Origin of the sequence: Bacillus cereus (assembly GCF_002577405.1) — a bacterium.
Taxonomy (GTDB): domain Bacteria; phylum Bacillota; class Bacilli; order Bacillales; family Bacillaceae_G; genus Bacillus_A; species Bacillus_A cereus_AU.
Genome location: NZ_NULR01000006.1, coordinates 338,110 through 362,399 on the forward strand (window position 1 = coordinate 338,110; position 24,290 = coordinate 362,399).

The window sequence follows — 24,290 nt, forward strand, 5'->3', positions numbered from 1 at the left end:
GAATTTGTAAACGTTTCATACTGCGTTTTTATTGAACTAAAGTGTTAAAAATACCAAATTTTATACTTTTCTAAATTATCAGAGAAAAATAAATTTTATATTCTATAATATCCTATGTATAATTATTCCTCCCTTTTTATCATAAAATAAAGGTTTATTCATATTAAAAATATGTAGGCTAAAATGAGTGCAAAGGATATGAAAGTGTGTTACGATACACTTTGCTAAAAATAGATATCGGTAAAGAGGGGACGGACATGACAGCAATTCACTCCAAAAACGGGCCGACAGAGAAATTAAGTTTATTCTTATTAACATGGCCTATTTTTCTAGAAGTTTTTCTTTTTATGTTGATGGGGATCGCTGATACTTTCATGTTAAGTGCATTATCAGACGATGCTGTATCTGGGGTTGGTGCAGCGAATCAATATCTTCATATCGCTATTTTGGTACTAGAAGTTATCGGGAACGGCGCAGCTATCGTCGTATCTCAATACCTTGGTTCCAAACGTTTTATGGAAGCATCTAAAATATCAGCATTAGCCATCACATTAAATTTAGTGGTCGGGCTCGTTATAAGCGCTGGTTTTCTTTTATTTTCAAAACATATGATGATGGCAATGAACTTACAAGGCGACGTACTAACGTATGCGCAAAACTACTTATCCATCGTCGGAGGAGCTATCTTCCTTCAAGCCATCATTAATTCATTAGCCGCAATTATCCGTGTACACGGCTTTACAAAGCAAGCGATGTTTGTTTCACTTGGAATGAATATTATTCATATCGCCGGAAACTACGTACTTATTTTCGGGAAATTTGGTTTCCCTGAACTTGGTGTGCAAGGTGCTGCGATTTCTTCCGCTGTCAGTCGACTACTGGCACTTATTGTGTTCTTCTGGTTACTATACCGCGTTATGGAATATCGTGTGAAATTACAATATTACTTCACCTTATCAAAAGAATACATCGGGAAAATTTTAAAGATTGGCATTCCATCTGCATTTGAACAAGTCATGTATCAAGCCTGTCAAATTGTCTTCCTATATTACGTAACATATTTAGGAACGGATTCATTAGCTGCTAGACAATACGCTACTAACATTTCCATGTTCACTTATTTATTCGCAATTGCGATTGGTATGGGAACTGCAATTATTATCGGGCGCCTTGTTGGCGGCGGTGAAAAAGATGAAGCATATGAACGCGTATGGAAAAGTGTAAAATGGGCAATTGGCGTAACTTTATGTATGGTCGCTCTCGTTATTACATTCCGTACACAATTAATGGGACTGTTTACAGATAATCCGCACATTATTGCATTAGGCGCGTCAGTTCTTTTACTAAGTGTACTACTTGAGACGGGACGTACAATGAACATTGTCATCATCAATTCACTTCGTGCAGCTGGTGATGCAAAATATCCTGTTTTAATCGGTGCATTCTCTATGGTGTTAATGAGTTTACCGCTCGGTTACTTTTTCGCCTTTCATTTAGATATGGGGCTAGTCGGTATTTGGCTAGCGATTGCGATTGACGAATGGACGCGGGCAATTATTATGTTCTTCCGCTGGAAAAGTAGAGCGTGGGAACGTTATGCGCTTGTTAAACCACCTGAACAAGAAGAGAGTGTTTCTGTTCAAGCGCAGTAAAAATCATTTGATTAAGGTATCAATAATGATAAATGAAATTCCCACCAGCGATTCTTTGAATATATCAATTTATTGACGAATGTTTATAATATAAATGTTTTATATAATAGAAAAAGAGCCATCCTCCCGTAACAGAAGAATGGCTCTTTTTCTTATTGATAGATTTCTTTATATTTCTTATACTCCGCTTCAGAACATAGTACGAAATGTCCTGGGCGAATCTCGCGCATTGTTGGCACTTCATTGCCGTAATCATGTTGAGATGGATCGTATACGATACGTTTACGATTGCGCTCATAATCCGGATCTGGAAGCGGAATCGCTGATAATAGTGATTTTGTATATGGATGAATTGGATTCGCATATAACTCATCACTTGTTGTTAGCTCAACGATTTGACCACGGTACATTACGCCGATGCGGTCACTAATGTATTTTACCATTGATAAATCATGGGCGATGAATAAGTATGTTAAACCTTTTTCTTTTTGTAACTGTTTCAGTAAGTTTACAACTTGCGCCTGGATCGATACGTCAAGTGCTGAGATTGGCTCATCGGCAATGATAAATTCAGGTTCTACAGCAAGTGCTCGAGCAATACCGATACGTTGACGTTGTCCACCTGAGAATTCATGTGGGAAACGGTTTGCGTGTTCTTTATTTAAGCCAACTGTGTTTAACAGTTCATGAACACGGTCCATACGCTCTTTTTTGCTTTTTGCTAGTCCGTGAATATCAATACCCTCTGCAATAATGTCCCCTACTGTCATACGAGGGTTTAATGATGCATATGGATCTTGGAAAATCATTTGCATTTTACGGTTGAATTTCTTCAGTTCTGCGCGTGATTTTTTACCATGTACATTTTCACCATCGAACAACACTTCACCAGCAGTCGCATCGTATAAACGAATGATCGTTCTTCCAGTTGTTGATTTACCACAACCTGATTCTCCTACAAGACCAAATGTTTCTCCGCGGTAAATATCAAATGAAATATCATTAACCGCTTTGACAACACCACCACTCACGTCGAAGTGTTGCTTTACATTTTTTACTTCAATTAATTTCTCACGTTGTTTAGTCATGTTGTTCACCTGCTTTCATTTGAAGAATGCGTTTTTCAACGACTGCCGGCGGTTTTACTTCTGGCGCTTGCTCATGAAGTAACCAAGTTGCCGCATAGTGTGTATCACTTACTTTAAATAAAGGTGGTTCCATTTCAAAATCAATTTTCAGCGCCTGCGGGTTACGTGGTGCAAAAGCATCACCCTTTGGCGGCTTCAATAAGTCTGGAGGCGTTCCAGGAATTGCATATAGCTCTTCTTCTGAACCATCTAAGCTTGGCATAGATGCGATTAAGCCCCATGTGTATGGATGTTGTGGATTATAGAAAATTTCATCAACAGTTCCAATTTCAACAACTTTACCAGCGTACATAACCGCAACTCGGTCTGCAACGTTTGCCACTACACCTAAGTCATGCGTAATGAAAATGATTGCCGCTTCTGTTTTTTGCTGAATGTCCTTCATAAGCTCTAGAATTTGTGCTTGAATTGTAACGTCTAGCGCTGTTGTCGGCTCATCGGCAATTAATAATTTTGGGTTACAAGCTAACGCCATCGCAATAACTACACGCTGTCTCATACCACCTGAGAATTGGTGAGGATATTGTTTTAAGCGAGCTGCTGGATTCGGAATACCTACAAGGTCGATTAATTCTACAGCAACTTTACGTGCATCTGCTTTACTCATCCCTTGGTGTTTAATAAGACCTTCCATAATCTGATTACCAATTGTCATCGTTGGATTTAACGATGTCATTGGATCTTGGAAAATCATCGCAATATCTTTACCGCGTACTTGCTGCATTTCTTTTTCTGTTAGTTTCGTTAAGTCACGACCTTCAAATACGATTTCACCGTTTTTAATACGTCCTGGAGGATTCGGAATTAATCCCATTAACGCTTTAGAAGTAACTGATTTACCAGAACCAGATTCTCCTACAATCGCTAATGTTTCTCCTTTTTTCAAATCAAAAGTAACACCGCGTACAGCTTGTACTTCACCTGCATGTGTATCAAAGGAGACTTGCAAATCTTTTACCTCTAGCAATGTTTTCATTTGTACTTCTCCCCTCTTTTACTTACGCATTTTTGGATCTAACGCGTCGCGTAATCCGTCTGCCATTAAGTTGAATGCTAAGATTAACATACTGATGACAACCGCTGGGATGAACATCATATGTGGATACGTTTGAATTGATTTATAACCGTCATTTACAAGAGATCCAAGTGATGCGAATGGTGGCTGAATACCTAAACCAATGAAGCTTAAGAATGCTTCACCAAACACCGCTGTTGGAATTGTAAACATTGTCATTACGATAATTGGTCCCATTACGTTCGGGATTAAGTGTTTCACAATTAATTGTGTATTCGTTGCGCCTAATGTACGAGATGCTAATACGTATTCTTGGTTTTTTAACTTTAGGATCTGTCCACGAACGATACGCGACATCCCTATCCAACCTGTAATTGCCATTGCAAGTGTAATCGACCATATACCTGATCCCATAATGATTACCATTAAAATAACGATGATTAAGTATGGAATACCGTTAATAATCTCCATAATACGTTGCATAATGTTATCTACTCTACCGCCGTAGAATGCGGAAATACCTCCGTATGCAACCCCAATTACTAAGTCAATCGCTGCTGCTAAAAGAGCGATATATAATGATACTCGCGTACCTTCCCATGTTCTTGTCCATAAATCACGGCCAAGATCATCTGTACCAAACCAGAAGTACTCTTTAATATCACGTTTTTCATATTGGTCAACACCATATTGATCTGTACCGTCAAATGGTAACCAATGAATATTTTCAATCACTGGAATTTTCGGTGGCATTTTTGCACGACCTAAATCCTGCTCTTTATAAGAATGTTTACTTACCATCGGTCCAAAAATTGCTAGTAGTACAATAATGCTTAATAATACGAAACCAAACATCGCACCTTTATGTTGGAACAAACGTCTTCTTACATCTTGCCAAAACGTTAAGCTTGGACGGGCAATGACTTCATTATCAACATTATTTTGATTGGCTGGTTGAAATAAATCTGGAGATAATTTTTGTACATCTTTCATCATTTTTTCCCTCCCGCTAAACGAATACGAGGATCAATAATTCCGTATAAAATATCGACAATGAAAATAACTACGATGAAGATCGCACTATAGAAAATTGTAGTTCCCATAATAACTGTATAGTCATTCACTGTAATAGATTTAACGAACTGTTCCCCAAGTCCAGGTACAGCATAAATTTGTTCAATAACTAGTGTCCCTGTAATTAACCCTGCAACCATTGGTCCTAAAATTGTTACAACTGGAATTAACGCGTTACGAAGTGCGTGTTTTACAATGATAACGCCTTGGCTAATCCCTTTTGCTTTCGCTGTTAAAATATAGTCAGCTTGCATAACTTCAATTAACTCTGCACGAGCGAAACGTGCGATTGTTGCGATAACTCCCATCGATAAAGCAATTGTAGGCATTACTGTAAACTCTGGTCCTTTCCAGAACGCTACTGGGAACCAACCAAGTTTTACCCCTACGAAATATTGTAGTAATGCGGCGAATACGAACGATGGTACCGACATCCCGAGTACGGAAATGACTGTCGCTCCATAATCGACCCATGTATTGTTACGAAGTGCCGCAACAATTCCTAAAATTAAACCGATAAATGTTCCTAATATAATCGCTTGTAAACCAAGTTGTGCTGATGGTCCAATGCGATCCACAATCATATCTGTTACTGGACGGTTATCATATTGGAATGATACCCCTAAATCACCTTGTGCCAAGTTACCTAAGTAACGTGCATATTGAACTGGTACTGGATCATTTAAACCATATTTTTCAAGAATGATTTCTTTTTGTGCCGGTGATAACTTCTCCTGGTTTTTCAGCGGAGAACCCGGAAGTAATTTCATCAAGAAGAAAGTCAGTGTAGTAATTAAAAATAATGTCAAAGCCATGTACACGAAACGTTTTAATACATAACGTCCCATAGTCAAGCACCTCCCCGTTTTTCTCAAAAGCAATAAGATAGTTTGAAATATTCTTACTTTTATTTTTTAAAATAAGAGCATATGCCCATCATAGGCATATACCCTTGTAAACGATGGAAAAAAAGATTATTTTTGTTCAACAGATGCCCATTTGTAAGTTAATTTACCACCATAGTTAATTGGGATAATATCTTTCACGGCACCTTTTACCACATATGCTGAACCTTTTTGGAAGATCGGAGCAATAACTGCATCCTCTTTAATTAATATTTTCTCTACTTCTAAAAGGTTGTTCCAGCGAGCTTGTAAATCTTTTGTATCTGTTTTTGCTTTTAGAATTAGCTCATCATATTTCGGATTAGAATATCCTGTTTTATTTTGTGAACCATTCGTAACAAACATATCTAAATATGAGATTGGATCTGGGAAGTCTGGAGCCCAAATACCAAACGCCATATCGTATTCCTGAGAGTCTTCTAACTTATTTTTTTGCGCAAATGGCTGCTGTTTAATTTTAATCGTTAAACCAGGTAAGTTCTTTTCCATCTCACCTTTTAAGAATTCGCCAATTTTTTTAGCATCTTCGTTATCGAAGCTTAAGAATTCTAGTTCGATTTTATCAGTGCCAAGCTCTTTCTTCGCTGTTTCCCAAAGTTTTTTCGCTTCTTTTGCATCCGTTTCCACTAGATTTCCATTTTCAGCACGGAAGTCTTTTTTATTCGGACCTTCAGCGAAATCTTTTCCAACAAATCCGTAAGCACCGATTGCGCCGTTGTTTAAAATAACTTTTGCAATGTTATCACGGTCAAAGGACATCGAAATTGCTTTTCTCAAGTTTTTATTACTCAAATACTTATTATTTTGATTAAATCTTAAGTAGGCAACTCCAGCTTCTTTTCGTGTTTCAAACTCTGGATTTTGTCTAAACTTATCAACAAATTCCGATGTTAAAACCGCACGATCAATCGCATTTGTTTCATATAAATTTACATCAGTTGATGTATTTTTCGAAATATTGAAATTTATTTCTTCGAGTTTAACTGTTTTGTTATCCCAATATGACGGGTTTTTCTTAAATTGGAAGCTTTGTTCATGTTTCCAATCACTCATAACGAATGGCCCGTTATATAATGTTGTATTTGCCTCTAAACCAAACTTATCACCTTGTGATTTCACAAAGTTTTCATTTAGTGGGTAAAATACTGGATATACTGTTAAATCAATAAAGTAAGGAACTGGATTGTCTAATTCCACTTCTAATGTGTAATCATCAATCGCTTTTACACCTAATTGGTCAGCAGGTAATTCTCTTTTATGAATTTTTTCTGCATTTTTAATATCGAACATAATGTACGAATACGTAGCTTTTGTATCTGGATTTACTGCTCTTTTCCATGAATACACAAAGTCTTTCGCTGTTACAGGCTCCCCGTTCGACCATTTCGCATCTTTTCTTAATTTAAATATGTATTTCTTCCCATCATCTAGCTTTTGGACGTCTTCAGCAACCCCAGGCATTCTCTTTTGATCTTTGCCAGTACGATATAAACCTTCCATCGTATTATTTAATGCTGTTGAAGATGCAGAATCTGATGCTAATGATGCATCCATTGACGGAATTTCAGATAACTCTGTTAGATTAAGAATCTGTTTCCCGTTACTACTACTAGTAGCGTTTTCTTTCCCTTTTGCTTTCGCGTCATCTTTCTCGTAACTACACGCCCCAAGCAACATACTTGCAGTTAAAGTTGATGCAAGTAATAACGGTATCTTTTTCTTCATGTTGTGTTGCCTCCCCTAATTGCCATTCCTGTGCCCCCACTTGTAAAAAAGTAGAATTGAAAGAATAATCTCCAAGTTTCTACAATTTTCATTATACATATAATACGACGATTGTGAATATAGTTTTTTGTTTTTTTGTTAAAATTTTTAATAAAATGTTTATATTTTAAATTTTTTGTAAAGGAATACGTTAACATTGCTACCATCATCTTGAAATTAGAACTCAATTGCATGCAATTTTCAAAAAATTATTTATATTACTTATTATAACTTTTATAGTATAATAATTCTAGTAATATTTTGACGGAGGGGAATATTTTGAATAAAGTTTTTTTTCATACTTGTATACTATTTTTTGTAGCGATAATCGCTTCTAGTGTGGGCGCATTCCTCGTTTCATCACAGTTTTTGTTGAATTTTGTCAACATCTCATTCTATATCGCATTGTTTTTTATTCTTATAGGTGGTTTTTTATTCATCTTTCAAAAGGGATTTTTTAACGTAACAATTTACGCATTCCAAAAAGTGTTTGGTACGAATAAAAAAATTGACTCTTTAATTGAAGAAGCAGAGGAACCTATCGATAAGAAAGAACGTATTTATAAAACATATTCATTCAAATGGACGTATCCGATTTGTATTACTGGTGTCGTACTTGGATTGTTCTCGACTGTCATTAGCTTTACTATTTTGATGTAGTTTGCAAACGCTATTCCATATGATATAATAATCAGCAAAACATTTTGTTATAAAACTTTAGTTCTTTCATATTAAAAGGGCTCAGTTAACAATAAATAAATTTATATGTATGCGATGATAAAGAAGAGTACATATTGGGGCAATTTCAGAGAGCTTGTGGCTGGTGTGAACAAGTAATTGTACAATATGGAATGGGCTTTTGAGCACCAAACCGAACCGAAAGTAGTAGGCTTTGGCGTTATATCCAAACGTTATTATGGATCTGAGAGATTTCACAGCTGTGAAATAATTAGGGTGGTACCGCGGTCCATTCGTCCCTATGTAATTTGGGATGAATGGGCTTTTTTGTATGCCTTCTCTTCCCTATCGCACACTCAATTTTAGGAGGAATTACTTATGTCAGTTATCTTTTCTGGTATTCAGCCAAGCGGAACGATTACACTTGGAAACTATTTAGGGGCTATGAAGCAATTTACAGAACTTCAAAACGAACACGACTGTTATTTCTGCATTGTAAACCAACATGCCATTACAGTACCTCAAGATCCTATACAACTTCGTAAAAATATCCGTAGTCTTGCAGCTTTATATGTTGCATGCGGCATTGACCCTGAAAAAGCTACTTTATTTGTACAATCAGAAGTACCAGCGCACGCTCAACTAGGCTGGATTATGCAATCAGTTGCGTATGTTGGAGAATTAGAGCGTATGACACAATATAAAGATAAAGCATCTGGTAGAGATTCAGTTCCAGCTGGATTACTTACGTATCCACCATTAATGGCTGCTGATATTTTACTTTACAACACAGAAATCGTGCCTGTTGGCGATGACCAAAAACAACATATGGAATTAACACGTGATTTAGCAGAACGTTTCAACAAACGTTTCCGTGAAGTGTTCACGATTCCTGAAATTCGCATTCCAAAAGTAGGAGCTCGCGTTATGTCATTAACAGAACCTACGAAGAAAATGAGTAAATCTGATCCGAATCCAAAATCAATGATCAGTATGCTTGATGAGCCAAAAACAATCGAAAAGAAAATTAAAAGTGCCGTAACTGACTCTGAAGGCATCGTGAAATTTGATAAAGAAAACAAACCTGGAATCTCTAACTTATTAACAATCTACTCTTCATTCTCAGGAAAAACAGTTGAAGAAATAGAAGCAATGTACGAAGGAAAAGGATACGGCGACTTCAAAGGCGACTTAGCACAAGTAGTCGTAGAAGCAATTCGCCCAATCCAAGACAAATATAACGAACTAATCAACTCACCAGAACTAGACGAAATTCTAGACAAAGGTGCCGAAAAAGCAAACCGCGTTGCATTCAAACAACTACGCAAAGTAGAAAACGCAATGGGACTAAGCAGAAAACGTAGGTAACATATAAAGCGGAGGCGACTGTTTAGCCCTGACGGCTAAGGTTCTTTCGCATAGAAGACGCTCTTTGTCTTCTTATGCGGAAGGTTCTTAGACGCGAAGGGCTTGCCGCTGGAGCTGGATTTCTACAAATTAAAAAACCGCCAATTGGCGGTTTTTTAATTTACCTTCTGCTCATTTTCCATTTCCCATAACTTTTCGAAAAACGGTTGTCCTTTTACAAGGCGCTCGCATAATTGTTCGTGCTTTTTAGACCATCCAGTTTTCGCTTCATCATAAAGCTTAGTCCAAACATCTTCAAACTCCATATGTTGAACCATTCCGTATGCTGATGGATCCCACTCCGTGAACCAATAGCGAATTTCAGCTGGATTTTTCGTTGTATGTAATTGATCTAACGCCATGAATAATAATTGTTTAAGCTGTCTTTCTTTACGAGTCAAGCCATTCATAATGAAAGGTGATGGTGATAAAATATGATGTTCTTTTTCAATTTCTTCCACTTGGAACTCATACTTTTCTGCTTGCACATTTTCTACCATCTCATATACCATCTGTTCTTGACGAGGTATAAGTCTGCTTTTTCGAATCGGCACATTGTAGCCAATTGAATCAATCGCAATAATTCCTTTCCCATCTGTAACTACAAAACAATATTCTTGCTGCAAACGTTCGTGATTTTTACGAATATAAGCCTTATGATGTACGTCTTCCAATAACTTTTGCGGAAGCTCTAACAATTCGTTCTCGATGTAATGATATAATGTGGAATCTACTTTTAATAATGGCACTTGATCTAATAGCTCAATCGTATCATCTTTCCGCCATTCGTAAAAATGACAAACGTTATACCCATTTTCTTCACCTTCAAACCAATTTACCCATACATCATGTAGATATAACATTCTCTACCCCTCACTTCACTACTGTTTGTACCAATCATTATGTTCAACTTTGCTTAACTTTATTCCACCTTAGGAAATATATTCTAATTATTATTTTTTCTTCTATAATATAAAAAAACAGGAGATAGCCCTCCTGTTTTTCATGACACATGAAATGCATTTGCTTTATTCAATATTTCCTTCGCATCTATAGATAATAAAGAAAGCGTATCTTCTCCTTCAAAAGCTACACAATCTTTTACAATATGGAATCCAAGCGCGTAACCAAGCATTTTCGGATAGGAATGAAGTCCATTTAATAAAATATCATGCTCCCTCGTTCCCCGTTTTATCGTTATTCTCTCCTGTACAACGTTTTCCCAATAATAAAGTGCTTCTTCTTTTGAAAGATACGTCGTCCACGGCGCATTGTTTTTTTCTGTATACCTTTCCGTTACCGCCTGCTCAGCTAACCCTTCCATGATCATCGTATCAAGTAATGTATATTCTGTTTCTTTCGTCTCAATTTGATGTAACCTGCATATATGATGATATTCATGTGCCAATAACGCTTTTAACTCTTCCACCGAATTTCGTCCACATACGAATAAGAAAATAACGTGGCGCATAGATAGTCCAGCCTTCCCGTTATACTCTTCCTGTATCGTTCGATTATATGAATCTGATAGTAAAATAAAGACAGGGACATCCGGACCTTTTAACCAATTTTTCAATTTATCATACTCTATACTTAACTCTTTCCAAATTTCCTTCTTCTCTAACTCTTTAATTTCTTTTTCTCCTCGCATGACCGGGCGATACATCCCTTTAGAAATTAAAAAGCGATACAACCTTTCTTTTGGCAACGGAATATACTTCGTAAATTTCTCACAAAGCTTTTCTGGCCGTCCATAATATAGATGTAACCACTCGGCTGTTTCAACAACCCCCATCTTTATCCCTCCTTTTTCTTATATATATGCAAAAGGAGAAAAAGACGTAAAAATAAATAAGGTGTTTTTTCGCAATATATTACGAAAAAACACCTTATTTCATCTATTATTTATATGATTTAAATACTAATACTGCGTTATGCCCACCGAATCCTAGTGAGTTACTTAATACCGCGTTTACTTCTTGTTGTCTCGCTTTATTCGGTACGTAATCTAAGTCACATTCTGGATCTGGTGTTTCATAGTTAATTGTTGGAGGGATTACTCCGTCTGTAATTGATTTAATAGAGAAAATCGCCTCAACAGCACCTGCCGCTCCTAATAAGTGACCTGTCATTGATTTCGTTGAGCTAATTGCTACTTTATAAGCATGCTCGCCGAACGTTTCTTTAATTGCCATCGTTTCATACTTTTCATTTGCATCCGTACTTGTACCGTGTGCATTAATATAATCAATATCTTCTGGCTGTAGACCTGCATCAGCTAAAGCTTGACGCATCGCGCGAACTCCGCCTTCACCGCCAGGAGCTGGCATTGTAATATGGAACGCATCACCAGTTGCACCATAACCAGCGATTTCCGCGTAAATATGAGCACCACGTGCTAATGCATATTCTAATTCCTCAAGAATTATAATACCTGAACCTTCACCCATTACGAAACCACTACGGTTTTTATCAAATGGGCGGCAAGCAGTTGCTGGATCTTCATTAAATGTTAATGCTTTCGCTGAACTAAAGCCTGCAAATGCCATACTTGTTAACGGTGCTTCTGCTCCGCCTGTGATCATTGCGTCAGCATCACCGCGCTGAATGGCTTTAAATGCATCACCGATTGAGTTGGCACCTGATGCACAAGCTGTTACAGAACAAGTATTAATTCCTTTCGCTCCTGTCGCGATTGATACTTGACCTGCCGCCATATCTGGAATCATCATCGGTACGAAGAATGGGCTCACTCGGCGTGGACCTTTTTCAGCAAAAATCTTAAATTGTTCTTCGTATGTTTCCATACCACCAATCCCAGAACCAATCCATACACCAATTCGAGGTGCATTTTCTTCTGTAATTTCAAGCTTCGCATCTGCAACTGCCATTTTCGCTGCTGCTACTGCATATTGTGTAAAGCGATCCATACGGCGCGCTTCTTTTTTATCAATATATTTCTCGACTTCAAAGTCGTTAATTTCTGCTGCTACTTTTGCTGGAAACAATTCTGGATCAATTCTTGTAATTCGTCCGATTCCAGATACACCCTTTTTAATGTTTTCCCAAGCTGTTTCAACATCTGTTCCGATCGGTGTAACAGCCCCTAGTCCTGTAATTACGACCCTCTTTTTTTCCATACAAAATACACTCCTTTTTTTCTCTCAGTCCTTATTTACCCCAACGAAGAGCTACCGCTCCCCATGTTAAGCCGCCGCCGAAACCAACAAGTATAATTAAATCACCGTCTTGAATACGTCCATTTTGCAATTCCTCTACCATTGCAATCGGAATTGAAGAAGCTGATGTATTACCAAACTTTTCAATTGTCATACTCATTTTTTCTTGCGGTAAATTTAATCTCTCTCTTGCAGATTCCATAATACGAATGTTTGCTTGATGCGGTACTAAGAAATCCACATCCTCTTTCGTAAGACCAGCTTTCTCCAACACACGAAGACAAGAATCACCAAGTTGACGAACAGCAAATTTAAAGACTTCTCTGCCATTCATCATAACATACTCGTCTTGATAAAGATGCTTGCCACCACTTCCGTCCGCTCCTAATTCGAATGAAAGTACACCTTTTCCTTCCGAAACAGCTCCCATTACGACAGCACCTGCTCCGTCCCCAAATAGTACTGCTGTATTTCGATCATTCCAGTCTACAATTTTAGATAGTTTATCACTGCCAACTACTAATACATTTTTATAAGTCCCCGTTTGAATAAATTGCTGCGCTGTAATCATTCCGTACATAAAGCCAGCACATGCTGCACTTAAATCCATTGCAGCTGCATGTTTTGCGCCAATTGCTTCTTGAATTACACAAGCTACTGCTGGGAATGCGCGATCTGGCGTTACTGTTGCCACTAAAATAAGATCGATATCCTCTCCGCTAATCCCTGCATCTTCAAGTGCTTTTTTAGAAGCCTCTACCGCCATATTTGAAGTATCTATTGTATCATCGGCAATGCGTCTTTCTGCAATTCCCGTTCTCGTACGAATCCATTCATCAGATGTATCTACGATTTTCTCTAAATCGTGATTTGTGACTACTTTTTCTGGCACATATCTTCCGATCCCTAAAATGCCCACGTTCACATCGCAGCCCTCCGTTTTATATCAATTATTATGACTTGGTACTAATTTTAAAACATAAATGTATTTTTGTCTAGAATATATTTCGCATAAAACATAAAGCTAACGCATTATTCACGTTATTTTTCATTAAAAGAAACAGAAACATACCTCTCAAATATAAAAAGACTCAAACCGCTTCTATTCACGGTTCGAGCCTCTCTTCCATCTAAAAAGATGCTTTTTATTCCTTTTCTGCTTTTCTTCTAAACTAGAGAGTTCTCCTCACTACTTTTCCTTTATCCTCTTCATATCTCTGGTTTTCCCCCAGGCGAGAATAAAAAAGGCCCTGACCGCTTCTATCCACGGTTCGGGCCTCTCTTCCATCTTAAAAAGATGTTTTTTATTCCTTTTCTGCTTTCCCAAGCTCATACGCTTCGCCCATTACTTTCATCAATAGCTCTAACACTGGCTGTGCTTTCTCCATATCAAGTGCAATTCCGTTATCATCTAAAATTGCCTTTGCCTCTGGTAAATGCTTCATTGCGATTTGTAAAAATTGCATGCTTTTTTCGTTCATATTATGCTCTTCCTCTCCATTAAAACTTTCAATTCATAATCCATACAATAGTGTAACACGCGGGCTATCCTTCGTATAACTCTTTATATTTTTTCACATGTGCCAATTGCTTATTTAAACCGTATTCTAACGGGGTATTTCTTTTTATTGAAATATCCTCGGCCGCTTCATCTCTTTCTTCCTTACTATTTTTATTTACTTTATCATCTGCACGTAAAAGATTCATGCCTTTTTCCCACAATGACTGTTTACCACTAAGTAAATTATATATCCCAAGATGCTCCCCGTTCGTTCCATTTTCCCATAAGTATTCACATACATCTTCAACGTAAAGTAAATCGCTCCCTTTTTCCTTACTCGTACAATGACACTCTTTCTCATCCAGTTCTGATAAAATGAGCTGATGATACATCATAAAGGATGGTTGCCACGGTCCATATAATGTAGGAACTCGAAATACACTATATTGCAATTCCCCTTTTTTTAATCCTTCTTCCACTTTTGAAAATAGACGTTTATTTTCGGATTCATCTGCGCTCCCTACTTCAATAGAAGAAATTAAATTTAACTTCATTTTATGTTCTTCACACATTCTTATAATCCGTTTTAAATATTGTAATATGACTCTCTCATTCCGAAAACCGCTTTGCTGATTCGGCTCATATAAGCAAACGTAAACGGCATCGAATTTCTCTTCCTCTATCGACTTCCATCCATCTTCATCCCTTATCGAATAATACGTAAATAATGCATTTCGCCCAATTAACAATAACTTCTCTTCATTGATTTTTGTCATACTATCGAATTCATCAAAATCAAGACCATACACTTCTACTTCTTCTGCAATCATTTTATTCACAAGGTGATAACCTACAAACGTAAGTGCACCTATAATTAGCACGCGTTCCATACCACCAACCCTTTCCCCTTGAAACAAATAGCTCCTCATTTATGTATATGGGAGCTTCACAATTCTTCTTCATATTTTTTAAAGAAATCACTCGTTTGCCTAACCATTTTATATTTCACATCTTGCAGATGGAATAAAACAGAAGTATCACATTGATTAAATTGCCTCATTTTCTCGTATTTACGTAACAATTGTTTTCTTCCTCTTTTTTCTTGTGTTGATACGAAAATTTTAACAGGTACACAAGATGGAAGAAGCGTAAATGATTTCTTATTTATTTTTGATTCTAATTCTTCTTCTTTGGAATCATACGCCAAACTTAATTCCTTCACTAATCTTTTGTAAAAAAACTTATGCTCTTTCTCGAACTCCACATATTCTGGTAAATCTAAACATGGATTTAACATAACGACAGAGCGTATACATTCAGGGTATTTATTCATCATTTCAAGCGCTACAAGCGCCCCCATACCATCTGCCATAATGTGCATTTTCGCATTTAATGTCTCTTTTCTTAAAACAACATCATATAAACGTTTTGCGAGACGAACAGATTGATCGTTTCCCCAATGTCTTCCGTATAAATTAGAGGAAAAAACCGTGTAGCCCTCTTCAATAAGGCCATGTAAAAAATAAGATCTTCCCGCATGCTGTGTCCATAAACTTGTACCATTCTCAATAAAGTAGTTGTAATCACCGAGAAGCATAACAGAAAATCCATTTGGCTTCTCCGGTAAATAAATGACACATGGCTCTTTTTCTAAGTAAAAAAAACGTTCTGTAATACTCATTTTTCCCCCGCCTTATTTTCTAAACGTATAAAAGTACTCTTTTATAATGTATGAACAGAATGCAAATTTGCGTTGAAAAATCTACAAATATTTTTCTATATTCTTTTTTCAATTGTGTTACAATAAGGACAGATTGAACGAATAGAGGTGTAAAATATGCGTTTCATTTGGGCATTAATTTGGTCGTTCGCGCTTGTACATATGATGAGCTATGTAATTGGTTCTATGACTGGCGGTACATACGATTTTAACCAAGCGTCTATTTTCTCAGTTGTTCTTGCGGTATTAGTATTAGCGATTGCAGCTGCGATTCCAAACGAGCCAGTAGAACAACACTAAAAAGAGTCCGGATTTTATCCGAACTCTTTTTTTACTTTACATGAACAATCAATTGGTTATTTTCTACATCGACCACTACGTGACTATTATCAGTAATCGTTCCTGCAATTAATTCGCGTGCTAATTTCGTTTCGACTTGACGCTGTACATATCGTTTTAACGGACGAGCTCCGTACATTGGATCAAAGCCTGCTTCTACAACGAATTCTTTTGCTGCATTTGTTAATTCCACTGTAATGTGACGGTCAGCTAAACGGTCTTGTAATTCTTTTACAATTTTATCAACAATACCTTTAATTTCATTCGTTGTAAGAGGTTTGAATAAAATAATTTCATCAACACGGTTTAAGAATTCTGGTCGGAAATGCCCTCTTAATTGCCCCATTACAAGTTCTCTTGACTCTTCTTTAATAGAGCCATCTTCTTCTAGCCCTTCTAATAAGTGAGCAGATCCAATATTTGAGGTCATAATAATAACCGTGTTTTTAAAGTCTACTGTACGGCCTTGTGAATCTGTAATACGTCCATCATCTAACATTTGTAATAAAATGTTGAACACTTCTGGATGTGCTTTTTCAATTTCATCTAACAAAATAACAGAATATGGTTTACGTCTTACTGCTTCTGTTAATTGGCCACCCTCTTCGTACCCAACATATCCAGGAGGTGCGCCAATCAAACGTGACACGGCATGTTTCTCCATATACTCAGACATATCGATACGAATCATTTGCTCTTCACTGTCAAATAACGTTTGTGCTAACGTTTTTGCAAGCTCTGTTTTACCGACACCTGTAGGACCTAGGAAAATGAATGAACCGATTGGACGATTCGGATCTTTAATACCAGCGCGAGCACGAAGTACCGCGTCTGATACTAAGCTTACCGCTTCTTCTTGACCAATCACACGCTCTGATAAAATTTGCTCTAAGCGCAGTAATTTCTCACGTTCGCCTTCAACGAGTTTTGCAACAGGAATACCAGTCCAGCGTGAAACAATATCTGCAATTTCTTCTTCACTTACTTCCTCACGTAATAAACGATTCTCCTGTTTATTATGCGCACCCATTTCTTCTGCTTCTTTTAACTCTTTTTCAATCGCAGGAATTTTCCCGTGACGAAGTTCAGCTGCTTTATTTAAATCGTAATTACCTTCTGCTTCTTCTAATTCACGGCGCAAGCGCTCTAAATGTTCACGTAAGTCACGAACTTTGTGAATATCTTCTTTTTCTTTCTCCCATTTCGCTCTCATGCCACTTGCAACTTCTTTTAAATCCGATAACTCACGTTGCAATGTTTTAAGACGTTCTTGGCTACCTAAGTCCTTTTCTTTCCCAAGAGCGGCTTCTTCAATTTCCAGCTGCATAATGCGGCGCGTTACTTCATCTAATTCTGTTGGCATAGAATCAATTTCTGTACGAATTGTTGCGCACGCTTCATCAACAAGGTCAATCGCTTTATCTGGTAAGAAACGATCTGAAATATATCGATCTGATAAAACGGATGCTGCTACAATCGCGCGGTCATGAATATTTACACCGTGATAAATTTCAAAACGCTCTTTTAATCCACGCAAAATGGAAATTGTATCTTCAACAGTTGGCTCTTCTGCTAATACTTGTTGGAAACGTCTTTCTAGCGCTGGATCTTTCTCAATATATTTACGATATTCATCTAATGTCGTTGCCCCAATACAATGCAGTTCACCACGCGCAAGCATCGGTTTTAACATATTCCCTGCGTCCATCGCTCCTTCTGTTTTACCAGCACCAACGATTGTATGAAGTTCATCAATGAATAATAAAATGCGCCCTTCACTCTTTTTAATTTCATTTAATACAGCTTGCAGACGCTCTTCAAATTCACCGCGGAATTTTGCTCCGGCCACAAGTGCACTCATATCTAATGCGAAGATTGTTCTATCTTTTAATCCTTCTGGTACATCTTTTTTCACAATACGCTGCGCTAATCCTTCAACGATTGCTGTTTTACCAACACCAGGTTCACCAATTAAAACTGGATTATTTTTCGTTTTACGTGAAAGAATACGAATAACGCGGCGAATTTCACTATCTCGGCCGATAACAGGATCAATTTTCCCCGCTCTCACTTCAGCCACTAAATCACGGCCATATTTTTCTAATGCTTCATAAGTTGCTTCTGGATTTTGACTAGTCACTCTTTGATTCCCCCGAACTGTCATTAAAGACTGTAATAAGTTATCTTTCGTAATATGAAATTTTATAAATAATTGATTGATATCGCCTTTTTCTTCAGAAAAAGCAAGCAATACATGTTCTATTGAAATGTAATCATCCTGCAGTTTTTCCGCTTCTTTCCCTGCTCTTACAAGCAATTGTTGCAGCGTGCTTGTTATATATAATTTCCCAGCTTCTGCTCCACTTCCCGTTACAGAAGGTTTCTTTTTAATTAAATTTTCTACACCTTGCTTTAATGCTTCTATATCAATATTCATTTTTTGAAATATACGTACTGCTAATCCATCTTGCTCCTCTAATAATGCAAGCAATAGATGAACAGTATCCACTTCTTGGTGATGATGAGATACCGCTAAAGTTTGGGCACTCATAATCGCCTCTTGTGTTTTCGTTGTCATTTGATTTAAGTCCATCTTTACAGCCCTCCAAAAGTTTGACTTTCTTTGACCTTTGATTTGATTATACGCCAACTGACTTTTTTATACAATAAATTTGCTTATGTATTTTCAAACTTATTATTTGAAAAAGAAAAAAGGAGCATTCATTATGTAACAACAAAAAAAGCCGCAATAACGATTGCGGCTTCTGTTACGGTTTTCTTTTATATGTCCACTGACGGTTATGATTTGTGTTCTCTGGAAACCTATCCCCGGCAGTTAATTTCACCATTTGCGGATCTTTCACCATGCTTCCCGTTTCACCAATTTCTACGTAAATGCCATCATTTGGCGCTTTTTGTCCAGAACGAAACCTGCGATTTTGTCCCATTTCCATTCTCCTTCCATGACGTCTTTGCCTCATTAGTATATCCATTTTAGAAGAAAGCTTTTCTGTCATGTTTAGGAAACAAGTACTACCGTTTACTCATGCACATATATATATTTACACAAGCTTAAGCAGGGATTTCTTTCCTATTTGTAGAAAAAAAAGAAACCAACCTAACTGTAGGCTAGTTTCAAAGGAGAGTCAAACATATACGAGAAGATTACATATTCATTATAAGCCTCCTCATACGAGCAATGTAACCCTTTTCACAATTTGTACATAATGAAAGAAACATTATTTGAACTTTCCGAAAAGATATTGACTTTTCTTCATTTCCAGCGAGAAATAGTAGACACCACAGCACTTTGCGACGTAAGATGGATATATAGTGAAATTTCCATCTATGGTGGTCTCACCCAGTCTAACCTCTTATTTCTGCATATGAAAAACGGAAATACAGATAGATACAAAAAAATTATTATAAGAGGTGAAATTATGAGTAAACAACATTTAATCGCATTAGACTTAGACGGCACTTTATTAACAGACAACAAAATAATTTCCACTCGAACGAAACAGACAATTGCAAAAGCAAAGGAACAAGGACATATCGTCGTCATTTCAACGGGACGTCCATTCCGTGCTAGTTTTGATTATTATAAAGAACTTAATCTTAATACACCGATCGTAAACTTTAATGGCGCTTACGTGCATCACCCTCTTGATTCAAATTGGGGCACACATCACTCTCCACTTGAGCTTTCAACAGCCCAAGAAATTGTCCGAGCTTGCTTTGATTTCGGCGTGAGAAATGTCTATGCTGAAGTCATGGATGATGTATACATTCGTGAAATTGATGAAGATAAAAAACATATTTTCGAATTCGGTTCTCCAAAGATTTTCACAGGAGACTTATTAAATATTTTAAACGATCATCCGACTTGTTTATTAATTGACGCACACGATGATCATTCCGTTGCAATTCGTCAACATTTAACAGACATGCACGCTGAAGTTATCGACCATAGAAAATGGGGCGCACCTTGGCCAATTATTGAAATTGTAAAAAGCGGATTAAATAAAGCTGTCGGATTACAAAAAATTTCAAGCCATTACAACATTCCAAAAGAGCGAATCATTGCTTTCGGTGATGAAGATAACGATTTTGAAATGATTGAATTTGCTGGTCATGGCATCGCAATGGGAAATGCCATCCCTGAATTAAAATCACTCGCAAATCATACAACGTTAACGAATGAAGAAGATGGTATCGCTCTATATTTAGAAGAGGTTCTTGGGTTGTAATCTAAAAATTCCCTGCTTATAGTTTCTCGCCAAACGCTCATACTATAATTAGACGCCGGATTACCGCGTCGATTGTGTTCAGCTAAATAAAGGGGGTTTTTCGAATGGGTAAAAAGAACAAATCAAAACGTTTTATCCAACAAGGAGCCGATTCTATTATGAAGCATGATGCAAGATTCCCGTACAGAGGTACATTAGCTGAGGCAGAAAAAGCGAGAAGTAACTCTTCTTTTGGAGGGGTTTAAATGGGGAACTTACTATTCCAACAAGCTAGAGATGCTGTTGCAAATGCTGTATCTTGTTCAAGCGGCGCTGAACAACAAGATCTCGTATATACAGCAAAAAACGCTTTGCAATCCGCTTATGCAAACTCTTCAACTGCTGAAAAAGTTCAGCTACGCGAAATGCAGGAGCAGTTGCAAAACATTACGAATTTGCATTAAAAAAAGAGGACCAGTTTTGGTCCTCTTTAATCTTTTCGAAACAATCCAAACACCCCGACCGTTTGCAATATATTTGTAAACGCACCTGGATCCACTTGTTTAATAATCCGCTCTAATTCATACAACTCATAACGAGTAATAACCATCATTAACATTTCTTTATTTTCATTCGTATAAGCACCTGTTGCTGGTATAGTTGTAATCCCCCTTACTAATCGTGAGTGAATTGCCTTTCGTACATCTGCCCCATTCTTCGTAACAATTAATGCTGTTATTTTCACATGGCGGGTATGAATTGCATCAATAATTCTCGTTGACACATATAAAGTCACTAACGTATATAACGCTTTTTCCCATCCATACACATAACCTGCAGCGATAATGATAATTGCATTAAAAAAGAAAAAGTATGTGCCGACAGGTTTATCTTTTATCTTAGATAAAATCATCGCGATGATATCTAAACCACCTGTAGAAGCACCCCACTTTAACGCGATTCCTACTCCAATTGCTGAAATAATCCCACCAAAAATCGCATTCAAAATGATATCGTTCGAAACCGCCCGAACTGGGATAATTTCTAAAAACAACGTCATAAATATAACGCATAGAAAACTAAAAAACGTAAAAGCCTTCCCAACCTTTTTCCACGCTAAAATAACGACAGGAATATTAAATAAACTAAACAATACCCCTGTAGATATATGAATAGACAAAAAGTCACCTAATATTTGTGATAATAATTGAGACAATCCAGCAAAACCACTCGCGTACACTTTCGCTGGTGTTAAAAACAAATTCATCCCAATAGCATTTAATAAACCCGCAATGATTACAACAATTAACTTCTTTATAAGTTCGGAATAATTTAACTTCAAATCCATTTCTAATCCACCTTTATTATTCATGAATGTACCGCTATACATAGTCTTTACGAAAAAGGAAATGATAAACGTACAACGTTTAGAAATGGAGTTGATACATATGCCGCATACGAGCGATAACGACAAAAAAGCACGCGATAATAATGCAAAGCGCACTCAAAAAAATGAACAAGAGCAAAAAAATATTCAGCAAGGAAAACGCGCATATTCTAAGAAAACCGATCACCTTTGATTACATCGTACATCAACATAATTGTTGATGTACTTTTTTTACATTTCACAGGAAAAAACATTGAAAATTCACTTCATGTTCACTTCTATATTCTACAATAGCGATAACATATTCGGATGAGGTGTTGGCATGAGAGGGAAACATATTTTCATTATTACTGCACTAATAAGTATAGTAATGCTATCTGCTTGCGGACAAAAAAACGGCTCAGCTACAGTCGCTACAGCAACAGACTCCACCATTACGAAGAGCGACTTCGAAAAGCAATTGAAGGATCGTTACGGAAAAGACATGCTATACGAAATGATGGCACAAGACGTTATCACAAAAAAATATAAAGTATCTGACGATGATGTAGATAAAGAAGTACAAAAAGCGAAAAAGCAATACGGTGACCAATTCAAAACAGTATTAGAAAACAATCGCTTAAAAGATGAAGATGATTTCAAAAATCAAATTGAGTTCAAACTTGCTATGAATGAAGCAATTAAGAAAAGCGTTACAGAAAAAGACGTGAAAGACCACTATAAACCAGAAATTAAAGCGAGTCACATTTTAGTAAGTGATGAAAATGAAGCGAAAGAAATAAAGAACAAATTAGACGCTGGTGCTTCATTTGAAGAATTAGCAAAACAAGAATCTCAAGACCTACTATCAAAAGATAAGGGCGGAGACCTCGGATACTTAAATTCTGGTAAAATGACGCCTGAATTTGAAACAGCTGCCTACAAACTAAAGGTCGGACAAATCAGCAATCCCGTTAAATCAACGAACGGCTATCATATTATTAAATTAACTGATATAAAAGATTTAAAACCTTACGATGAAGTAAAAGACTCTATCCGCAAAAACTTAGAAGAAGAACGTATTGCAGATCCTACATTCGGTCACAAATTGTTACAAGATGAATTAAAAAAGGCAAATATTAAAATAAATGATAGTGACTTAAAAGATACGTTTACACTTGTGTCTGAGCCAGAGAACTAAAAAAGCACCGCCTTATTTTTATAAAAAATAAGGCGGTGCTTTTTATTCAAATTATTTCTTAAAGTACGTCCAACCTTCTTCTTGGTACACTTTTTCTTCTTTCATCAACTTACCAAGCGCACGCTTAAATGCAGCTTTACTCATATTGAAACGTTCTTTAATATCTTCTGGATGGCTCTTGTCCCAAAACGGCATTGCTCCGCCTCGTTCTTCCATATACTCATAAATTACTGCAGCATCATCTTCCATTCCTTCTTCTTTACGAGGAAGAAGCGAAATGTTAATTGTACCGTCATCTTTCACATCAATAATACGGCCCGTTACACGCTCACCGATGCGGACTTGTTCTTTTCTTTCTGTATGGTGTAAGAAAGCACGGAAATGCTCATCAGTTAATATGAATGAACCTACTTGAAGTGAACGATACACACGTCCATTTACGTTTTTATTGCGCATAGATGGCGTCGCATCTACGATAATCTCTTGCATATCACTATCTCTTGCCGGAAGCGCAATTAAACGATCACGATTTGTTAATTTTAACGTACAATACAATTCGTCGCCTACTTCTGGCCATACCGGCATATAAATTGGGAACTCATCAGCCGGGATTAGTATATCTTTTGATACACCAATATCAACAAATACACCTAAACTAGGAATAACCTCTACAACCTTTACCCAATTCCAATCATATGTTGTAATGATTGGTTCCTTCATTGTTGCTGAAATACGATTTTGGTGATCAAGGTATAGGAATACATCAATCGTATCGCCTTCTTCAATTTCTCCAGCTACTTCGTTTTTATGTAGGAAGATTTCTTCCTCTTCGTTTCCAACCATATATCCAATTTCTGTTTCACGTAAAACAGTTACCTGTTCAATCGCTCCTAATTGCAAATACATATTCTTTAATTCCCTTCTATATATATAAAATTATCTTTTTTATCATTCCAAACAAAAGTTAATTATAACACGATTTTTCCTTTATTTGTCCAACTGCCCAAAATTCACTATAATAAAAGGAGGTTACATGAATATAAGTATGAAAACACTTAAGTCTAAGCTCGTTTTCAGCTATACTTTAGTATGTACAGTACATAAAAAGATTA

The 24,290-nt window shown here is 36.9% G+C and carries 26 protein-coding genes and 1 other annotated feature; of the genes, 9 read left to right on the plus strand and 17 right to left on the minus strand.

From position 1 onward, the window contains the following. The first annotated feature begins 206 nt into the window (after nucleotides 1-206). Nucleotides 207-1,652, plus strand: coding sequence for an MATE family efflux transporter (locus COC96_RS10165; RefSeq protein ID WP_141536105.1), 1,446 nt, complete (start codon nucleotides 207-209; stop codon nucleotides 1,650-1,652). 152 nt (nucleotides 1,653-1,804) lie between these two features. Here COC96_RS10165 and COC96_RS10170 read toward each other — a convergent pair whose 3' ends face one another. From COC96_RS10170 to COC96_RS28360, 6 genes are all read right to left on the minus strand, one after another. Continuing rightward, nucleotides 1,805-2,740, minus strand: coding sequence for an ABC transporter ATP-binding protein (locus tag COC96_RS10170; RefSeq protein ID WP_097903970.1), 936 nt, complete (start codon nucleotides 2,738-2,740; stop codon nucleotides 1,805-1,807). Further along, nucleotides 2,733-3,776: an ABC transporter ATP-binding protein gene (locus COC96_RS10175; protein WP_097903969.1), complete on the minus strand. Its 1,044-nt coding sequence runs from the start codon at nucleotides 3,774-3,776 to the stop codon at nucleotides 2,733-2,735. Before COC96_RS10175 ends, COC96_RS10170 begins: the two co-directional genes overlap by 8 nt. 18 nt (nucleotides 3,777-3,794) lie before the next feature. Beyond that, nucleotides 3,795-4,811, minus strand: coding sequence for an oligopeptide ABC transporter permease (gene opp3C, locus COC96_RS10180; RefSeq protein ID WP_097903968.1), 1,017 nt, complete (start codon nucleotides 4,809-4,811; stop codon nucleotides 3,795-3,797). Beyond that, nucleotides 4,808-5,737: an oligopeptide ABC transporter permease gene (opp3b, locus tag COC96_RS10185; protein WP_097903967.1), complete on the minus strand. Its 930-nt coding sequence runs from the start codon at nucleotides 5,735-5,737 to the stop codon at nucleotides 4,808-4,810. Before opp3b ends, opp3C begins: the two co-directional genes overlap by 4 nt. A 126-nt stretch (nucleotides 5,738-5,863) precedes the next feature. Further along, entirely contained in the window at nucleotides 5,864-7,519 is a 1,656-nt protein-coding gene (locus COC96_RS10190; protein ID WP_098269029.1) for a peptide ABC transporter substrate-binding protein, read from the minus strand. Further along, complete coding sequence (locus COC96_RS28360; RefSeq protein ID WP_098269028.1) at nucleotides 7,516-7,728, minus strand: hypothetical protein; 213 nt, start codon at nucleotides 7,726-7,728, stop codon at nucleotides 7,516-7,518. Before COC96_RS28360 ends, COC96_RS10190 begins: the two co-directional genes overlap by 4 nt. A 109-nt stretch (nucleotides 7,729-7,837) precedes the next feature. Between COC96_RS28360 and COC96_RS10200 the strand changes: the two genes are divergently transcribed. After that, entirely contained in the window at nucleotides 7,838-8,218 is a 381-nt protein-coding gene (locus COC96_RS10200) for a DUF3899 domain-containing protein (protein ID WP_098269027.1), read from the plus strand. Between the two features lie 105 nt (nucleotides 8,219-8,323). Continuing rightward, nucleotides 8,324-8,540: a binding site (T-box leader), on the plus strand. Between the two features lie 74 nt (nucleotides 8,541-8,614). Continuing rightward, the gene (gene trpS, locus COC96_RS10205; RefSeq protein WP_097903963.1) at nucleotides 8,615-9,604 is read left to right on the plus strand and encodes a tryptophan--tRNA ligase; all 990 of its coding nucleotides are present in this window, start codon (nucleotides 8,615-8,617) and stop codon (nucleotides 9,602-9,604) included. Nucleotides 9,605-9,759: 155 nt separating this feature from the next. On the opposite strand, the gene COC96_RS10210 is transcribed toward trpS, so the two are convergent. From COC96_RS10210 to COC96_RS10240, 7 genes are all read right to left on the minus strand, one after another. Further along, complete coding sequence (locus COC96_RS10210) at nucleotides 9,760-10,506, minus strand: YjbA family protein (RefSeq protein WP_097903962.1); 747 nt, start codon at nucleotides 10,504-10,506, stop codon at nucleotides 9,760-9,762. Nucleotides 10,507-10,646: 140 nt separating this feature from the next. Further along, nucleotides 10,647-11,438 (minus strand): DUF2268 domain-containing protein, encoded by a 792-nt coding sequence (locus tag COC96_RS10215; protein WP_098269026.1) that lies wholly within the window; start codon nucleotides 11,436-11,438, stop codon nucleotides 10,647-10,649. 106 nt (nucleotides 11,439-11,544) lie between these two features. Beyond that, the gene (fabF, locus tag COC96_RS10220) at nucleotides 11,545-12,783 is read right to left on the minus strand and encodes a beta-ketoacyl-ACP synthase II (protein WP_097903960.1); all 1,239 of its coding nucleotides are present in this window, start codon (nucleotides 12,781-12,783) and stop codon (nucleotides 11,545-11,547) included. 31 nt (nucleotides 12,784-12,814) lie between these two features. Continuing rightward, entirely contained in the window at nucleotides 12,815-13,747 is a 933-nt protein-coding gene (fabH, locus tag COC96_RS10225) for a beta-ketoacyl-ACP synthase III (RefSeq protein WP_097903959.1), read from the minus strand. A gap of 379 nt (nucleotides 13,748-14,126) precedes the next feature. After that, on the minus strand, nucleotides 14,127-14,303 hold the full coding sequence (locus tag COC96_RS10230; RefSeq protein ID WP_098768725.1) for a ComZ family protein: 177 nt from the start codon (nucleotides 14,301-14,303) through the stop codon (nucleotides 14,127-14,129). Between the two features lie 64 nt (nucleotides 14,304-14,367). Then, nucleotides 14,368-15,240, minus strand: a complete 873-nt coding sequence (locus tag COC96_RS10235; RefSeq protein ID WP_098269025.1) for an NAD-dependent epimerase/dehydratase family protein — start codon at nucleotides 15,238-15,240, stop codon at nucleotides 14,368-14,370. Between the two features lie 29 nt (nucleotides 15,241-15,269). Continuing rightward, the gene (locus COC96_RS10240; protein ID WP_098768726.1) at nucleotides 15,270-16,004 is read right to left on the minus strand and encodes an alpha/beta hydrolase; all 735 of its coding nucleotides are present in this window, start codon (nucleotides 16,002-16,004) and stop codon (nucleotides 15,270-15,272) included. 156 nt (nucleotides 16,005-16,160) lie between these two features. On the opposite strand from COC96_RS10240, the gene COC96_RS10245 reads away from it, so the two are divergent. Continuing rightward, the gene (locus COC96_RS10245; RefSeq protein ID WP_001211111.1) at nucleotides 16,161-16,343 is read left to right on the plus strand and encodes a YjzD family protein; all 183 of its coding nucleotides are present in this window, start codon (nucleotides 16,161-16,163) and stop codon (nucleotides 16,341-16,343) included. A gap of 31 nt (nucleotides 16,344-16,374) precedes the next feature. Here the strand turns inward: COC96_RS10245 and clpB are convergent, their stop codons facing one another. Next, entirely contained in the window at nucleotides 16,375-18,975 is a 2,601-nt protein-coding gene (clpB, locus tag COC96_RS10250; protein ID WP_098768727.1) for an ATP-dependent chaperone ClpB, read from the minus strand. 175 nt (nucleotides 18,976-19,150) lie between these two features. Continuing rightward, entirely contained in the window at nucleotides 19,151-19,330 is a 180-nt protein-coding gene (locus COC96_RS10255; protein ID WP_071744626.1) for a YjzC family protein, read from the minus strand. Between the two features lie 492 nt (nucleotides 19,331-19,822). Here COC96_RS10255 and COC96_RS10265 point away from each other — a divergent pair, with 492 nt between their 5' ends. The 3 genes from COC96_RS10265 to COC96_RS10275 all read left to right on the plus strand — a co-directional run bounded on the left by COC96_RS10265 (nucleotide 19,823) and on the right by COC96_RS10275 (nucleotide 21,075). Further along, nucleotides 19,823-20,632 (plus strand): Cof-type HAD-IIB family hydrolase, encoded by an 810-nt coding sequence (locus COC96_RS10265; RefSeq protein WP_098768728.1) that lies wholly within the window; start codon nucleotides 19,823-19,825, stop codon nucleotides 20,630-20,632. 104 nt (nucleotides 20,633-20,736) lie between these two features. Beyond that, the gene (locus COC96_RS10270) at nucleotides 20,737-20,877 is read left to right on the plus strand and encodes a hypothetical protein (protein ID WP_000516818.1); all 141 of its coding nucleotides are present in this window, start codon (nucleotides 20,737-20,739) and stop codon (nucleotides 20,875-20,877) included. After that, nucleotides 20,878-21,075, plus strand: a complete 198-nt coding sequence (locus COC96_RS10275) for a DUF3813 domain-containing protein (protein WP_000527396.1) — start codon at nucleotides 20,878-20,880, stop codon at nucleotides 21,073-21,075. It begins immediately after the preceding gene. A gap of 26 nt (nucleotides 21,076-21,101) precedes the next feature. On the opposite strand, the gene COC96_RS10280 is transcribed toward COC96_RS10275, so the two are convergent. Beyond that, nucleotides 21,102-21,959, minus strand: coding sequence for a YitT family protein (locus COC96_RS10280; protein WP_141536104.1), 858 nt, complete (start codon nucleotides 21,957-21,959; stop codon nucleotides 21,102-21,104). 100 nt (nucleotides 21,960-22,059) lie between these two features. On the opposite strand from COC96_RS10280, the gene COC96_RS10285 reads away from it, so the two are divergent. Then, nucleotides 22,060-22,191: a DUF3941 domain-containing protein gene (locus tag COC96_RS10285; protein ID WP_001120851.1), complete on the plus strand. Its 132-nt coding sequence runs from the start codon at nucleotides 22,060-22,062 to the stop codon at nucleotides 22,189-22,191. 129 nt (nucleotides 22,192-22,320) lie between these two features. Next, nucleotides 22,321-23,178 (plus strand): peptidylprolyl isomerase PrsA, encoded by an 858-nt coding sequence (prsA, locus tag COC96_RS10290; RefSeq protein ID WP_098269020.1) that lies wholly within the window; start codon nucleotides 22,321-22,323, stop codon nucleotides 23,176-23,178. Between the two features lie 51 nt (nucleotides 23,179-23,229). Here the strand turns inward: prsA and COC96_RS10295 are convergent, their stop codons facing one another. Next, nucleotides 23,230-24,084: a CvfB family protein gene (locus COC96_RS10295; RefSeq protein WP_098768729.1), complete on the minus strand. Its 855-nt coding sequence runs from the start codon at nucleotides 24,082-24,084 to the stop codon at nucleotides 23,230-23,232. Between the last annotated feature and the right edge of the window lie 206 nt (nucleotides 24,085-24,290).

Bases quoted from the DNA above. Each gene is read 5' to 3' on its own strand.
- COC96_RS10170 (WP_097903970.1), bottom strand. From the start codon at position 2,740: ATGACTAAACAACGTGAGAAATTAATTGAAGTAAAAAATGTAAAGCAA.
- COC96_RS10175 (WP_097903969.1), bottom strand. From the start codon at position 3,776: ATGAAAACATTGCTAGAGGTAAAAGATTTGCAAGTCTCCTTTGATACA.
- opp3C (WP_097903968.1), bottom strand. From the start codon at position 4,811: ATGATGAAAGATGTACAAAAATTATCTCCAGATTTATTTCAACCAGCC.
- opp3b (WP_097903967.1), bottom strand. From the start codon at position 5,737: ATGGGACGTTATGTATTAAAACGTTTCGTGTACATGGCTTTGACATTA.
- COC96_RS10190 (WP_098269029.1), bottom strand. From the start codon at position 7,519: ATGAAGAAAAAGATACCGTTATTACTTGCATCAACTTTAACTGCAAGT.
- COC96_RS28360 (WP_098269028.1), bottom strand. From the start codon at position 7,728: ATGATGGTAGCAATGTTAACGTATTCCTTTACAAAAAATTTAAAATAT.
- trpS (WP_097903963.1), top strand. From the start codon at position 8,615: ATGTCAGTTATCTTTTCTGGTATTCAGCCAAGCGGAACGATTACACTT.
- COC96_RS10210 (WP_097903962.1), bottom strand. From the start codon at position 10,506: ATGTTATATCTACATGATGTATGGGTAAATTGGTTTGAAGGTGAAGAA.
- COC96_RS10215 (WP_098269026.1), bottom strand. From the start codon at position 11,438: ATGGGGGTTGTTGAAACAGCCGAGTGGTTACATCTATATTATGGACGG.
- fabF (WP_097903960.1), bottom strand. From the start codon at position 12,783: ATGGAAAAAAAGAGGGTCGTAATTACAGGACTAGGGGCTGTTACACCG.
- COC96_RS10230 (WP_098768725.1), bottom strand. From the start codon at position 14,303: ATGAACGAAAAAAGCATGCAATTTTTACAAATCGCAATGAAGCATTTA.
- COC96_RS10240 (WP_098768726.1), bottom strand. From the start codon at position 16,004: ATGAGTATTACAGAACGTTTTTTTTACTTAGAAAAAGAGCCATGTGTC.
- COC96_RS10245 (WP_001211111.1), top strand. From the start codon at position 16,161: ATGCGTTTCATTTGGGCATTAATTTGGTCGTTCGCGCTTGTACATATG.
- clpB (WP_098768727.1), bottom strand. From the start codon at position 18,975: ATGGACTTAAATCAAATGACAACGAAAACACAAGAGGCGATTATGAGT.
- COC96_RS10255 (WP_071744626.1), bottom strand. From the start codon at position 19,330: ATGGGACAAAATCGCAGGTTTCGTTCTGGACAAAAAGCGCCAAATGAT.
- COC96_RS10265 (WP_098768728.1), top strand. From the start codon at position 19,823: ATGAGTAAACAACATTTAATCGCATTAGACTTAGACGGCACTTTATTA.
- COC96_RS10270 (WP_000516818.1), top strand. From the start codon at position 20,737: ATGGGTAAAAAGAACAAATCAAAACGTTTTATCCAACAAGGAGCCGAT.
- COC96_RS10275 (WP_000527396.1), top strand. From the start codon at position 20,878: ATGGGGAACTTACTATTCCAACAAGCTAGAGATGCTGTTGCAAATGCT.
- COC96_RS10280 (WP_141536104.1), bottom strand. From the start codon at position 21,959: ATGGATTTGAAGTTAAATTATTCCGAACTTATAAAGAAGTTAATTGTT.
- COC96_RS10285 (WP_001120851.1), top strand. From the start codon at position 22,060: ATGCCGCATACGAGCGATAACGACAAAAAAGCACGCGATAATAATGCA.
- prsA (WP_098269020.1), top strand. From the start codon at position 22,321: ATGAGAGGGAAACATATTTTCATTATTACTGCACTAATAAGTATAGTA.
- COC96_RS10295 (WP_098768729.1), bottom strand. From the start codon at position 24,084: ATGTATTTGCAATTAGGAGCGATTGAACAGGTAACTGTTTTACGTGAA.